At 59.8% G+C, this 14,324-nt stretch carries 14 protein-coding genes; 13 read left to right on the forward strand and 1 reads right to left on the reverse strand.

Features of this window, described 5'->3' with window-relative positions; genetic code table 11:
* Positions 1-3: 3 nt before the first annotated feature.
* The 13 genes from hemB to rfbA all read left to right on the forward strand — a co-directional run bounded on the left by hemB (position 4) and on the right by rfbA (position 14,001).
* Positions 4-1,062, forward strand: a complete 1,059-nt coding sequence (gene hemB / locus CRD20_RS06610; RefSeq protein ID WP_070438168.1) for a porphobilinogen synthase — start codon at positions 4-6, stop codon at positions 1,060-1,062.
* A 45-nt stretch (positions 1,063-1,107) separates the two neighbouring features.
* Positions 1,108-1,752 carry a hypothetical protein gene (locus CRD20_RS06615; protein ID WP_187405104.1) on the forward strand — a complete coding sequence of 215 codons (645 nt, stop codon included), beginning with the start codon at positions 1,108-1,110 and terminating at the stop codon, positions 1,750-1,752.
* Positions 1,749-2,129 carry a hypothetical protein gene (locus tag CRD20_RS06620; protein WP_016421991.1) on the forward strand — a complete coding sequence of 127 codons (381 nt, stop codon included), beginning with the start codon at positions 1,749-1,751 and terminating at the stop codon, positions 2,127-2,129. Before CRD20_RS06615 ends, CRD20_RS06620 begins: the two co-directional genes overlap by 4 nt.
* A gap of 19 nt (positions 2,130-2,148) precedes the next feature.
* A complete protein-coding gene (locus CRD20_RS06625) occupies positions 2,149-4,740 on the forward strand; it encodes a cation-translocating P-type ATPase (protein ID WP_016421992.1) in 2,592 nt (863 codons plus the stop codon).
* A gap of 35 nt (positions 4,741-4,775) precedes the next feature.
* The gene (hemL, locus tag CRD20_RS06630; RefSeq protein ID WP_070438036.1) at positions 4,776-6,122 is read left to right on the forward strand and encodes a glutamate-1-semialdehyde 2,1-aminomutase; all 1,347 of its coding nucleotides are present in this window, start codon (positions 4,776-4,778) and stop codon (positions 6,120-6,122) included.
* 7 nt (positions 6,123-6,129) lie between these two features.
* Complete coding sequence (locus CRD20_RS06635; protein WP_083280602.1) at positions 6,130-6,828, forward strand: histidine phosphatase family protein; 699 nt, start codon at positions 6,130-6,132, stop codon at positions 6,826-6,828.
* Between the two features lie 54 nt (positions 6,829-6,882).
* Positions 6,883-7,497, forward strand: a complete 615-nt coding sequence (locus tag CRD20_RS06640) for a TlpA disulfide reductase family protein (RefSeq protein ID WP_049192980.1) — start codon at positions 6,883-6,885, stop codon at positions 7,495-7,497.
* A gap of 23 nt (positions 7,498-7,520) precedes the next feature.
* On the forward strand, positions 7,521-8,381 hold the full coding sequence (locus tag CRD20_RS06645; protein WP_070438174.1) for a cytochrome c biogenesis CcdA family protein: 861 nt from the start codon (positions 7,521-7,523) through the stop codon (positions 8,379-8,381).
* Between the two features lie 15 nt (positions 8,382-8,396).
* On the forward strand, positions 8,397-10,085 hold the full coding sequence (locus tag CRD20_RS06650; RefSeq protein ID WP_070438040.1) for a cytochrome c biogenesis protein ResB: 1,689 nt from the start codon (positions 8,397-8,399) through the stop codon (positions 10,083-10,085).
* Between the two features lie 172 nt (positions 10,086-10,257).
* Complete coding sequence (gene ccsB, locus CRD20_RS06655) at positions 10,258-11,268, forward strand: c-type cytochrome biogenesis protein CcsB (protein WP_016421998.1); 1,011 nt, start codon at positions 10,258-10,260, stop codon at positions 11,266-11,268.
* Positions 11,269-11,320: 52 nt separating this feature from the next.
* Entirely contained in the window at positions 11,321-12,313 is a 993-nt protein-coding gene (gene rfbB / locus CRD20_RS06660; RefSeq protein ID WP_016421999.1) for a dTDP-glucose 4,6-dehydratase, read from the forward strand.
* Between the two features lie 102 nt (positions 12,314-12,415).
* Entirely contained in the window at positions 12,416-13,105 is a 690-nt protein-coding gene (locus tag CRD20_RS06665; RefSeq protein ID WP_016422000.1) for a dTDP-4-dehydrorhamnose 3,5-epimerase family protein, read from the forward strand.
* A gap of 20 nt (positions 13,106-13,125) precedes the next feature.
* Entirely contained in the window at positions 13,126-14,001 is an 876-nt protein-coding gene (rfbA, locus tag CRD20_RS06670) for a glucose-1-phosphate thymidylyltransferase RfbA (RefSeq protein ID WP_016422001.1), read from the forward strand.
* On the opposite strand, the gene CRD20_RS06675 is transcribed toward rfbA, so the two are convergent.
* Positions 13,998-14,264, reverse strand: a complete 267-nt coding sequence (locus tag CRD20_RS06675; RefSeq protein ID WP_187405105.1) for a hypothetical protein — start codon at positions 14,262-14,264, stop codon at positions 13,998-14,000. The genes rfbA and CRD20_RS06675 overlap by 4 nt on opposite strands.
* Positions 14,265-14,324 lie beyond the last annotated feature (60 nt).

Here is a 14,324-nt window from a genome sequence, read left to right on the forward strand (position 1 = left end):
TTTATGACTACATCTGGAGCTTCTGAATCATCCCGCGAAATCGATCTCGAACAGTTTGGATTTCCTCTCCCGATTCGTCGCCCACGCAGGCTGCGCACCAACCCGGTGATGCGTGCGATGACGGCGGAGACGACACTGACTCCGAAGAATCTCATCCTGCCCATGTTTGTTGCAGATGGTATTGATGAGCCGAAGCCAATCAGCTCCCTGCCCGGGGTAGTGCAGCATACCGAGGACTCCCTGGTAGAAGCTGTGCGCGAGGCTGTTGAGGCAGGTATCTCGGCAGTTGACCTCTTCGGTGTCCCGCTGGATGCGGACAAGGACGGCGAGGGCTCTGAGTCCTGGAATCCGGAGGGCGTACTCAACCGTGCCCTGCGTCGTCTCCGCGACGAGTTCGGGAATGACATTTTGATCATGGCCGACACTTGCCTGGATGAGTTCACTGACCACGGCCACTGTGGCGTGCTGGGCACGGATCGCTTCGGCAACACGGTCGTTGAGAATGACCGCACGCTGATTAACTACGTCAAGATGGCCGTTGCGCAGGCCGACGCCGGTGCACATATCGTGTCCCCATCGGGCATGATGGACGGCCAGATTGCCGCCATTCGCGAGGGTCTGGATGCCGCTGGCCATGAGGATGTCTCCATCATGGCGTACTCGGCAAAGTACGCGTCCGCCTTCTACGGTCCATTCCGTGAAGCCGTTGGCAGCTCGCTGCAGGGCGATCGCCGTACCTACCAGCAGGATCCTGCAAACCGTCGTGAGTCCCTGCTTGAAGTGCAGCTCGACGTTGACGAAGGTGCGGACATGGTGATGGTCAAGCCGGCCATGAGCTACCTGGACATTCTGCGCGAGGTCGCGGATATGTCGCCGGTGCCGGTTGCCGCCTACCAGGTCTCTGGTGAGTACGCGATGATTCACGCCGCTGCCGCCAACGGGTGGATTGACCTGGATGCTGCGATGATGGAGGCAGTACTGAGCATTCGCCGTGCCGGTGCGGAGCAGATTTTGACCTACGCAGCGGTGGACTTGGCGAAGAAGCTGCGCGCCCAGTTCTAATTCGCTCGGGTGAACGTGCAGTAATAATTATCGAGAAGTGGACGGATGACTAAAGAAGAGAAGAAGCCTGCAATTCCCGAGCAGGTCGAGGGAGCTAGGCAGGCGTGGCGGGTTACGGCCGTGTTGCAGCTGCTCGTCGCTGCGGTAGCTACGGTGACCTACTGGCTGCATCCGGAAATGCTGATGGGCCCCTCAACCGCTAAGGAGAATTTCCCGGGGTTCAGCGAGGGCCAGATTGATGCTGCCATGAAGGCGACTATCGTTATCGCGTTCTTTTTCGCAGTGGGGCTTTGCATCGCGTTCTTCGCCATCATCGAGCGAATGCGCAAGGGGAGCGAAGGTGCTCGCACCGTGCTGGTTATCGGCTCGCTTTACCTGGCACTGTCGGCGCTGATGTCCTTCTTCTCTTCTACGGCTTCAGAATCGGGAGTGCCGGCATCCCTCGTTCTTATCAGCGGAATTGTGCGAATCGCCTCGGCCACTGCCGCGGTAGCGGGCCTAGTGCTCGCCGCTTCGAAGGAATCCAAGGACTACTTCGATCATCAGCGCCCGTCGAAACCGTGGACGCCGTCCGCTCCGGAATCGCATCTGCCGAGAGCGTCGAAGCATGGCGCTGATCCAAAGCGGCAACAGCAGCTGGGCCAGTCACAGCCCAAGCAATCCAAGCAGCCTGAGGAGTCCAAGCGATGATGTCCCTGCCGAGTCGGCCCTGGCAGTGGGTGCTCTTCGTCGCGCTCATCGCCCAGATTGTCCTGAGCTTGATACTGGTCACCGGCGACTACTCGCAGGCTCCCGCCGCCGTTGGCCGCGATATCTACATCGTCGCCGGTGTGACGCTGGTCTGCTCGCTTATTGGTAGCGGCTGCTTGCCGACGGCCACTGAGTTCAAACTCTCCCGGAACTGCCTGCTCATCATGGTGATTATCACGGCTCTCGCCATGTTCTTTGCCATTATGGCTGGAGCGCTGACTGTATGGGTTATCGCGCCCAGCCTGGCGATGGCGTGTGGACTACTGTTGCTCTATCGTGAATTAGCGCTCACGCGCGCCAACCAGCCACAGGATTAGACGGAAAGTTTCAAAGGCCATGAGTGACACCGGTGAGTTTGATTTCTCTCTGGACAATCGCGTTGAACAAGCGATTGTGGATGCCAAGGTCGCTGCTCGTAAGGCATTGCCACGAAGCCGTCAGGACATCGACGAAGAAAGTGCCCATCAGCGGCTTGCACACCGCAGAGGCCAGTCCAACACAGCTTTCGCACTCATCCTGGAAAACTTGGAAAACGCCGAGAGTGCTGAGCGTGCTGAGCATGTTTTGGAATCCTTTCCAGATGTGACGGCCTCTGTGGTCTACAAGCCCGGACGCGCGTGGATTACAGCGCCCGATACCATCGATCCGAATCAGTTCATCGAAGCTCTCCGCGAAATTGGGGTCGAGTCGTACCTCACGCGCAGCACGCTTCGGCGTCGTGCAACTCGGCTGGATGTGTCACAACATCGCCGTCCCGCTGTTCCGGCTGCCGCTCAACAGAATGAGGAGGAGCGCATTCGCCGTCGTGAAGCGGCCCTGCGCCGAAGCGGCGGCGGTGCGGAAGTATTGTTCACGGCGCGTGAACTGGTGACCAAGCAGCGCTTTTGGGGCAGCCTGTTCCTATCGATTCCGGTGCTGGTGACGTCGTTGAACGTCAACTGGCAGTTCCCGGGTTGGCAGTGGATGTGTCTTGTGCTGACCACGATTGTGGTGTGGTGGGGTGGCTGGCCGTTCCACCGTGCAATGGCGGCGTCTCTGCGTCGGCGGATGTCGGCGCTGGATGGGGCGAGCTCCATTGCCATCCTGCTGGCGTGGCTGTGGTCACTGGCGCAGCTTATTTTTGGCCCCGCGGGACAGATTGGCTATACCACTGCGCCCACGTGGTTTGCTTTCAACTACCGGGAAAGCGCCTCGGCAGAGGTGTTTTTCGACGTTGCCTGCGGTCTGACCGTGCTGTTGCTAACAGGTCGCATGTTTACGCGCTACAACAAGGTGCGTACTGGACAAATCTTGCGCAACCTGCGCATTCCAGCTGAGCGAAACGTGACAGTCGTGCGCAAGAGCGCTAAATCCGCGGAGCCGAAACGGGTGGAGGTGACGGTCGCGGAGCTCAATATCGGTGATGACATCGTGGTTCCACCGCACTCGGTGATTCCAGTTGATGGCTCAGTCATCGGTGGTGCGTCCACGATGGATGCGCAGCTACTCGGTATCGGCGTTGAACCACAGAAGGTCAAGGTCAATTCCAAGGTTTGGGCCGGCGCAATCAACCTGGATTCGGAGCTCAAGGTGCGTGTGGAGCGCACTGGTTTCAAGACCCGGGCGTCATCGATAGCACGTTGGCTGCGTCAAGCGGTTCGAGAAGAAACGGTGATGCACCAGACCGCAGTGCACTCGGCATCAGAGCTGGTGCCATGGACGCTGTCGTTGGCGGGCGTGGCTTTTTGCGGTTGGTGGCTGGCGACGGGCACGATGAGCGGTGCCCTCGCGGTGGCGCTGGCTATGCTCTCGGGCATCGCGCCGGTGGCATTGGCAATGTCTACGTCGACCGTGCAGCGCATCGGGATTCTGGCCGGTGCTAGTAACGGAATCTTGATTCGTGGCAATGAGACTTTCCGAAAGCTGGCCGCTGCTGATGTGGTGATTTTTAACCGAGTTGGAACGCTGACCGAGGGTGACACCCACGTGCTCGGTGTCGCCGCTGAGCGCAATGAAAATCCGGATCTGGTTCTGCGTGTGGCGGGCGCTCTCATGATGGAGAGCAACCACCCGGCATCAGCGGCAATCGTGCGCGCGTGCCGTGTATCCCGCGACGCCGGTTCCGGCGGTGGTGAGGTGCCGCACTGGATTGAGACTGTACACGTCGCAATTGCGGAAGACGGTGCGTTCGTTGGCCAGGTAGAGATCCCGGTGAAGGACTCGGACGACAAGTTGGAGATGCGCTTTGTTGAGGGGCGTGTTTGGCGTCCGCGTGATCTCACTGCACTCAGCGAGAAAATGGCCGTGGCTGCGCTCAGTGGCGGTACTCCGATGGTGGTGTCGTGGCGTGGCAAGGTCCGTGGTGTCATCACCATTGGTGAGGACATTAAGCCCGATGCGGTCGAGAGCATCGACCAGCTTGAAGATATGGGCGTGGACACCATGATGATCACGCGAGATCCGTATCCAGTAGCCCGTCGTTTTGCTGACCGGCTGAATATCTCACGAGTATTCGCGGGCATCATTGCCTCCCGCAAGGCCATTGCGGTGCGTTCGGTCCACAGTGACGGCGAGACTGTCGTGATGGTTGGCGACAAGGACATCCGGGACTCTCTGCGTGCCGCTGACGTGGGTGTTTTGATGGACAATACCGAAGGCAATCAGAATCTTGATGTTGATTACGCCGATGTCGTGGCACTGCGTAACAACGTGTTGTCGATTCCGGAGGCCATTGAAATCGCACGTGCTGTGGTGCGGATGATGGACTCCAACATCTACTTTGCGTGGTTCTACAACGTTGCGGTCATCCTGCTGGGTATGACCGGTATGATTCACCCGCTGCTGGCATCGCTTTTGATGATTTTCTCCAGCTTGTGGATCGACTGGCGATCCCGTCGAGTGTCCTCTCGCCGCAAGCATCTATTCAGGGTGAAGCTGGGACGTTGGTAGGGCAGGGTAGCCCTTCATCCGAGTGGCCGTCTACGATGGTCACCGTGACTCAAGACATTAATGCTCCTCATGTCCCAGAAAACGTTGAGCTCACCGATCGTTCGGCAGAGTTCTTTACGCAGGCTCAGGCAGTGACGCCGGGTGGCGTGAACTCGCCGGTCCGCGCCTTCGGTTCCGTCGGTGGCACCCCACGTTTCATTGACCACGCCGCGGGCTCTCGTCTCGTGGATGTTGATGGCAACGAATATGTGGACTTGGTCTGCTCGTGGGGTCCAATGATTCTGGGCCACGCGAACCCGGCAGTGGTGGAGGCCGTTCAGAGCGCCGCCACTCGCGGTTTGTCTTTCGGCGCTCCGACGACGGCTGAGACCGACCTGGCTCGTCACATCGTTGAGCGCACGTCGGTAGATGAGGTGCGTCTGGTCAACTCCGGCACTGAGGCCACTATGTCCGCAGTACGCCTGGCTCGCGGTTTCACTGGCCGTTCCAAGATCATCAAGTTCGCCGGCTGCTACCACGGTCACGTGGACGCGCTGCTGGCATCGGCCGGTTCCGGTGTCGCTACTTTTGGTCTGCCGGATTCGCCGGGTGTCACCGGTGCATCGGCTGCCGACACCATTGTTGTTCCTTATAACGACATTGAGGCCGTCAAGGCCGCATTCGCTGAGAACCCGGGCGAGATTGCCTGTGTCATCACTGAGGCGGCAGCGGGCAACATGGGTACCGTCGCACCGCAGGACAACTTCAACGCGAAGTTGAAGGAAGTCTGCCACGCAGACGGCGCACTGCTGATTCTCGATGAGGTCATGACTGGCTTCCGCGCTTCCTACAACGGCTGGTACGGCATTGATGGTGTGGCCGGTGACCTGACCACCTTCGGCAAGGTCGTCTCCGGTGGTCTGCCGGCAGCTGCCTTCGGTGGTCGCCGCGACGTCATGGAGTACTTGGCTCCGAACGGTCCGGTGTACCAGGCAGGCACACTCTCCGGTAACCCGGTCGCTATGGCAGCTGGACTGGCCAACCTGGAAAATGCCACGAAGGATGTCTATGACACCGTCGCAGCCAACGCAGATCGCCTGGCCACGATTCTGTCCGACGCCCTGACCAAGCAGGGCGTGGCCCACCACATTCAGCGTGCGGGCACGATGCTCTCGCCACGCTTCGCCGAGGGCGAGGGCCATAACTTTGAGCAGATGCAGGCAGCGGATACTTTCCGCTACCCGGCTTTCTTCCACGCCCTACTGGCCAATGGTGTCTACCCGCCGGCTTCTTGCTACGAGACCTGGTTCGTCTCCGCTGCGCTGACCGACGCCGACTTCGAGATTATCGAGCGTGCAGCAGCCCGCGCGGCCGAGGCGGCGGCAACCGCCAAGCCGGAGTAGGTGACACGTGCCGAACAAGACCAATTCGCAGGCCGAGCAGCAGGAATCGCAGCCGACACAGCCGGAGAACCAGGCATCCAAGCGTGCAACAAAGCACGCCAAGACCACGGTCGTACATCTCGTCCGCCACGGCGAGGTTTATAACCCGGATAAGATTCTCTACGGTCGCCTGCCCGGCTGGCACTTGTCTGAGCGCGGTCAGCGCCAGGCAGCGGCCACGGCCTCGTCCTTCGAAGGCCACGACATCCGCTACTTCGCCTGCTCTCCGCTGCAGCGCACGCAGGAAACCTCGCGGCCCTTCACCGAGGTAATCGGCATGAAGCCGACCCTGGATGAAGATTTGCTGGAGGCTGGCAACTCCTTTGAGGGTTTGCACATCAAGGGCATTGACTCCGCACTGTGGAATCCGAAGTACTGGCCACGGCTGCGTCGTCCGAGCGTGCCCAGTTGGGGCGAGCCCTACGAGGAGATCGCGGACCGTATGTTCCACGCCATCGAGCGAGCCCGCGAGGCCGCCGAAGGAGCGGAAGCGGTGCTGGTGACGCACCAGCTGTGCATCATTGCAGCTCAGCGTCGTGCGCGGTACTTGAAGCTCGCCCACAACCCGGCAACTAGGCAGTGCGATCTGGCGAGCGTGACCTCTTTGATCTTCGTCGGAGACACCATTGTCGACGTGCGCTACAGTGAACCGGCCGGTCACCTGTAAGGTGAATAAATAGTCTTGTTGAAGTTTCACTGACCCCGGAAGGTGGCACCCCAGGTGGCCAAGGTCTCATCGTCCCGAATTGCAGCAACGCTGGCGGCAGCAACTCTGTCTCTGTCGCTCGTGGCATGTAACCCCGGAGAGTCGGTGGGACACGACGCCGTTGCCGTTGGCGGTCAGTTCGAGTTCGTTTCTCCGGGTGGTCAGCAAATCATTGACTACGCACCGGAGGAGCGCAAGCCGGTCGGCAATGTCTTCGGTCCTTCTCTCGAGGACGACGACAAGGAAATCTCCCTCGATGACTTCAAGGACCAGATTGTGGTTCTGAACGCCTGGGGCCAGTGGTGCGCACCGTGCCGCTCCGAGTCGGATGACCTGCAGTACGTCCAAGAACAGATGGAAGAGGAAGGCATCGGCACTGTCCTCGGCATTAACGTCCGCGACAATGTCCGCCAAGCTCCCATCGACTTTGTGAAGGACAACGGCATCACCTACCCGTCCATCTACGATCCGGCTTTCGTCAACGCCGGTGCGCTCGGTGGTATCCCGGCGTCGGTGATTCCGACGACCATCATCCTGGACAAGCAGCACCGCCCGGCGAAGGTCTTCCTCCGCGAGGTCGATCACACCATGCTGATGAAGGCTGTCAATGAAGTGAAGGCGGAGGGCTAGGCCCCGGCATGTCAACTCTTGCCATGGACACGATCTTTTCTGCCGATGGCATCGGCCAACAGTTCGCCGACGTCGCCACCGGCGGTCCCATTGTGTTGGGGCTGCTCGCCGCTGCACTGGCCGGTCTCGTCTCCTTCGCCAGCCCGTGCGTTATTCCGCTTGTGCCCGGTTATGTCTCCTATCTCACTGGTATTTCCGGAGCATCGGGGGCGCAGGGCAATGGCGTGACGACGGGAGTTGCGGACGCAACCGCCGTCGATAAGCATGACGGCGATGGACACCGTGGCCAGCGTTCCTCAACAGCCCGCGTCGGCCTGGCTGCGTTGCTGTTCGTGTTGGGCTTTACTGTCATTTTTGTGCTGGGTTCGGCCTCTATTTTCGGGCTCGTGTCCACGTTGCGTTTGCAGGCGCGCACGCTGACGATTGTTGGTGGCGTGGTGACCATCGTGATGGGACTTGCCTTCATGGGCATGGTGCCAGCGCTGCAGAAAGACACCCGCATGGCGCCGAAGCGCTGGACCACGTGGCTGGGAGCGCCACTGCTCGGCGCGGTGTTCGCGCTGGGGTGGACGCCGTGTCTGGGCCCGACGCTGACTGCAATTATTTCGGTGTCCGCAGGTACACAGGGCATGACTGCGGCCAGGGGAGTGGCGCTGATTATCGCTTACTGCCTGGGGCTGGGGCTGCCGTTCATTTTGGTGGCGCTGGGGTCGGCACGTGCGATGCGTGGAGTGGACTTCTTGCGTAAGCACTCGCGAACCATTCAGCTCATCGGTGGTGTGGCGCTGGTGCTGGTCGGAATTGCCCTGGTCACGGGACTGTGGGATGTTTTTGTTGCCTGGGTTCAGGCCGCTTTTATTACTGATACGGTAACGCCAATTTAGTGAAAGATTTTTTCAATGTCGGTGAATTGGAATAAGGTACGACAGCCCTTCCAGCAGGTCTGGAATTGGTTGACCAGCATGCGCACGGCGCTGATTCTGCTGTTCATCCTCGCTTTCGCAGCGGTTCCGGGTGCCCTGTTGCCGCAGCGCTCGCTGAATAAGGACAAGGTCGACCAGTATCTTGCCGCCAACGGCAAGACCGCCGAGATCATGGATAAGCTGCAGCTTTTCGATGTCTTCTCGTCCGTCTGGTTCGTCGCCATCGTGGCATTGCTGCTGATTTCCCTGGTCGGCTGCATTATTCCGCGCACCATCGACCACTACAAGGCCATGAAGACACCACCGGCTAGGGCGCCGAAACGGTTGGCGCGTCTTCCGCTTCACGACGAAGCCGTGGTCGATGCTTCCGCGGACGAAGTTTCTGAGCGGGTGCGTGAGCGCCTGAACAAGTGGGCGTTGACCGAGACTCCAGCAGATGAAGATCGCGCCGGGGCACGCTCCTTTTCCGCGGAGAAGGGCTACCTGCGTGAGCTCGGCAACTTGGTATTCCACCTGGGCATTGCGCTGCTGATTATCATCGTCGGCTTGGGGCGCATGATCTATTACGAGGGCCAGGTCATTCTGCTGACCAACACCGGCACCGAAATTTCTGATGACAACGTCAACAGCGCGGTGGGCGTTCCGTTCTGTAACACCGCTGCGGCGAACTATGACTCGCTGCGCTCGGGAAACACCTTCGACGGTACGACTTTGAACCCGTTCTGTATTCAGGTAGAGGACTTCGCGGCCGATTACCTGCCGAACGGCCAGGCCAAGATGTTTACCTCGCACATCCGATTCGCAGAAGAAGAGGATATGCGTAAGCCTGTCGATGAGTGGGAGAAGACCACGCTGCAGGTCAACCACCCTCTGCGCGTCGCCGGTGACCGCGTCTACCTGCAGGGGCACGGCTTTGCGCCTGCGTTCAAGGTGACCTGGCCGAATGGCGAGTCGCGTACGTCGATTGTCCAGTTCCGTCCGGATGATCCGACCTTCTTCCTGTCCTCTGGTGCGCTGCGCTTCGACCCACCAGCAGGCATGTACCCGGACTTGTTCGAGCGCCGCCAGAACCAGATTGCAATCGAGGGACTGTTCGCTCCGACCGCGGAGTTTACTGGTGAAAAGGGTGCTCTGCTGCAGTCCTCTTACCCGGCGATGCAAGACCCGGCCGTGGCTGTCGACATCTACCGCGGCGACGCGGGCTTGGACACCGGTCGTTCGCAGGGGCTGTTTTCCCTCGACCGCGATCTGATGCACTCGGGTCAGCTGGCTAAGGAAGCCCGCGTCAACCTCAAGCAGGGCGAATCCACCGAGCTTGCCGACGGCACCAAGATTGAATTCCTCGGTGCGAAGGAATTCGTCAACTTGCAGGTTTCGCACGATCCCACGCAGTTCTGGGTGCTGGTGGCAACTGTGGCCGCACTGGCGGGCATGGTTCTTTCGTTGGGCATTAAGCGCCGACGTGTTTGGGTGCGCATGTTCCCGCTGGAAGATGGCCGCACTCGCGTTGAGTTCGGTGGCCTTGCCCGCACCGACAAGGCAGGTTGGGGCGAGGAGTTCCAGTACATCGTAGATGACATCCTGGAACGTGACAGTGATGACGAGGATGCTGCTGACAACAATGCTGCGACCGACGAGAGCGCGGACGACAAGGACAAAAGCTAACTGACCACTAAGTCTGGTCCATCATTACTGCAGGGTGAATGCGCGGGGGCGAGAATTGCGCCTCCGCGCATTTTTGCGTCCCCCGTGTCCCCGGTCCCCTTTTGCTTAGTCCTGCTTTAGTACTAGGGTTTGAAGAAGTATTCCGCTAATTCCACACTTTGGAGCCAAGTACATGCTCGTCAATAAGACACTGGCGCAGTTTTCGGACTGGTCGTACTTCACGGCCTTCGCCTTTTATCTTGTGGCCTTTGTTATTTCCATTGCCTACTACAGTCGTCGTATCGCGGCCGCTGAAGCGAAAAGCCAGGTTGCGGAACGCGAGCTGGTAGCCGCCGGTGCGGGTGAGGGAGCTACCACCGCTAGTGTTGCTGACTCGGGGGAGTCGGCGACGAAGTCGTCGGCAAGCGAGCCTAAGAACCAGGTGCTGACGAACCGACTCGGCGTTGTGACGGAAATGCTGATTTACGTCGGGGTGGCCGTGCACTTTGCATCGGTGCTGCTGCGTGGCCTGGCCGTGCAGCGTTTCCCGTGGGGCAACCTCTACGAGTACGTATCAGTTTCAATCCTCTTTGCTATGGCAATTGCAGCTGGCGTACTGCATCGTGAAACCATGCGTGTGTTCTGGCCGTGGCTGTTGGCTCCGATTCTGGCGCTGATGTTTTACGGTGGTAAGAACCTATATGTTGAGGCTGCTCCGGTGGTGCCGGCACTGCAGTCGATTTGGATTCCGGTTCACGTCTCGATTATTTCTATCGGGTGCAGTATCGCACTGATTTCCGGTGTTGCCTCGATTCTCTACATGCTGCGGATGTACAACCGCGAGGGCAAGGAAAAGGGCTTCCTGGGCAAACTGGTCGCGCCGCTGCCGGATGCTCAAAAGCTGGATGCGATTGCTTACCGCACCGCTATTTGGTCCTTCCCACTGTTCGGTCTGGGCATTGTGCTGGGCGCTATCTGGGCCGAGTCCGCATGGGGTCGTTACTGGGGCTGGGACCCGAAGGAGACCACGGCGCTGATTACCTGGATTATCTACGCCCTGTACCTGCACGCTCGCGCGACTTCGGGTTGGCGTAATACCAAGGCCGCGTGGATCAACATCTTCGGTTTTGCCACCATGGTGTTCAACCTCTTCTTCATCAACCAGGTGGTTTCGGGCCTGCACTCCTACGCTGGTCTGAACTAAGTCTTCACACTTGTACAAAGCCGGCATCGCCGGGTGAACTAGAATCGCTTCCATGCGCGTTCTCGTCACCGGTGGTGCCGGCTTTATTGGTTCCAACTTCGTTCTCCGCACTCTGGCTACACGGCCCGATGTGAATGTCACGGTGCTGGACGCTTTCACCTATGCCGCGAACCCTGCGAGCTTGGATGGCGCGGACTGTGAAATCATCCGCGGCGATGTTCGTGACGCGGAGCTGATCGATCGCCTCGTGCCCCGCTTCGACGTGGTCGTCCACTTCGCCGCAGAGAGCCATAACGACAATTCGCTGGTGGATGCCGATCCCTTCGTCACCACTAATGTCATGGGCACCGTGAATCTGGCCAAGGCTTGCGCCACCCACGACGTCCGCCTTCACCACATCTCCACCGACGAGGTCTTCGGCGATCTCGCTCTCGACGATCCAGCACGCTTTACGACGGCCACCGCGTACAAACCCTCCAGCCCCTACTCGGCCTCCAAGGCTTCAGCGGATCACTTTGTCCGGGCGTGGGTGCGCAGCTTCGGGTTGGTTGCGACGATTAGTAACTGCTCGAACAACTACGGGCCGAGGCAGCATCCGGAGAAGCTGATTCCCCGCCAGATCTGTGGTCTGTTGCGCGGTCGTAGCCCTCGCGTGTACGGCACTGGCGAGAATGTTCGGGACTGGATTCACGTCGATGACCACAACGACGCGGTCTGGGCAATCTTGGATTCTGGCGAGGTGGGGGAGACCTACCTGATTGGTGCCGATGGCGAGCGTTCCAACCTCGACGTGGTCGGAGACATCCTGGAGGGCTTCGGTCGTGAGCGGTCCGACTTTGTCCATGTCACTGACCGCCCGGGGCATGACCGTCGTTATGCGATTGACCCCGCATCCATCCGCAGCCTTGGCTGGCAGCCGCGCTACCAAGACTTTTCCGCGGGGCTCGCCGAGACCATCGACTGGTATCGCGCCAACGAGTCCTGGTGGGCGGCGGCCTACGATGCCGCTGAGGCTGGCTACGCGGAGCGCGAGCAGGAGTTGTAGTTCGCTGCTGGGGCATGCCTAGCGAACCCTCAACGCACACTCAGTGCACACTCAACGCGTGCCACAGCCTCAGCCCGGGCGCCCCGTCTACACTTGTTACCCATGAGCCCTAAGAGCACATTCCAGCCCACTTCTATCGACGGCGTTTTCACCTTCGAACCGGTCATCCACGGCGACAGCCGCGGTAGTTTCCACGAGTGGTATCGCCTCGACGCATTCGCCGAGGCCACGGGCTACCCGTTCTTCCCGGAGCAGGCCAACATGAGTGTCTCCGCCGCAGGCGTTGTCCGTGGCCTGCACTTCGCTGACGTCAGCACCGCGCCAGATGGCCACCCCGGCCAGGCGAAGCTGGTTACTTGTCCCGCGGGCCACATCCTCGACATTGCGGTTGACCTGCGTCGCGGCTCCGATACCTTCGGCAAGGTCGAGGTTTTCGAGCTCGACAGCAAGACCCGCCGAGTGGTCTATCTGCCCAACGGCATCGGACATGGCTTCGTCTCGCTTGCCGACGACTCTGTGCTCACTTACCTCACTTCCACCGGTTACAACCCGGAGGCAGAGCGTGCTGTTAGCATCCAGGACCCGACTCTCGGAATTGACCTGGCTGCGCTGCTGGCCAAGGGTGGTCTCACCGACGCGGACATGATTCTCTCCGAGCGCGATCAGAAGGCTCCGACTATCGAGCAGTTCGAGGCCGAGGGCAATAAGCTCCCCAGTGAGTTTGACTGCAAGGATCTTGAGAACATGGCTCGCGACGAGTGGGCAATCGCCAACGAAGCGGCCGGGCAGTAAGGCAGAAAGGCGCGAGCACTATGAAGGGCATCATCCTCGCAGGTGGTACGGGCTCTCGGCTGTTTCCCATCACACTTGGCGTAAGCAAGCAGCTGGTTCCCGTCTATGACAAGCCGATGATCTACTACCCGCTGAGCACGCTGATGCTAGCGGGAATCAGGGACATCCTCGTCATCACCACGCCACATGATGCCCCGCAGTTTGAACGCTTGCTTGGCGACGGCTCGCAGTGGGGCCTCACCCTCACCTTTGCCACCCAAGACGAGCCCCGTGGTCTCGCTGAAGCGTTCATCATCGGTGCGGACCACATCGGCGATGACTCCGTTGCCCTCATCCTCGGCGACAACATCTTTTACGGTGCTGGCTTGGGCACGCAGCTGCGCCGCTTCCATAACGTCGATGGCGGAGCGATCTTCGCCTACTGGGTCGCAGATCCCACAGCCTATGGAGTCGTGGACTTCGACCAAAGCGGCAAAGCCGTGGCGATCCAGGAGAAACCGAAGAAACCACGCAGCCATTTCGCGGTGCCTGGTTTGTACTTCTATGATGCCGAGGTTGTTGAGATAGCTCGCTCGCTGCAACCGTCGTCACGCGGCGAATTGGAAATCACGGATGTTAACCGCGCCTACTTGGAGCGCGGGAAACTGCAGGTAGAGGTGCTGCCGCGCGGCACGGCATGGCTGGACACGGGCACGGTGGACAATCTGATGGCCGCGGGCGATTTCGTGCGCACGATTGAGCAGCGCCAGGGGCTAAAGATTGGCTCGCCGGAAGAGGTGGCGTGGCGCATGGGATTCATCGACGATGCAGCGCTTAGCGCGCGTGCCGACGCCCTCAGCGCCAGCGGCTACGGGGAGTACCTGCAGCAGTTGTTGCTGCGAGGCAAAGACGTTTAGTCGGTTTCGCTGGGATTATCGGGGTTGTCGTCCTGCTCCCGTTCGCGCCGCTCCTGCAGCTCCTGCTCACGTTTACGGCGATCGAATTCGGCCTTCTTGAGCTTCCAGAGAAACTCCGGATCATCGTCGGGAGCGAGCGGACGGGGTTCCGGTTGCGGAGCGGAAATACGTCGCATGCCGTTGCCGCGACTGCCGGGGCCAAATGCCTTCCACAGCATGACTACGACAAGGATGATGAACAGCAGCAGAATGAGCCGACCCATGTAATAGCTAACCTCCTGGATTTACCGACTAGAATACGCAACGAGTCCCGTAGTGCCCAC

Origin of the sequence: Corynebacterium sp. LK33, from assembly GCF_014334955.1 — a bacterium.
In the GTDB taxonomy this organism is placed as follows: Bacteria; Actinomycetota; Actinomycetes; order Mycobacteriales; family Mycobacteriaceae; genus Corynebacterium; species Corynebacterium jeikeium_D.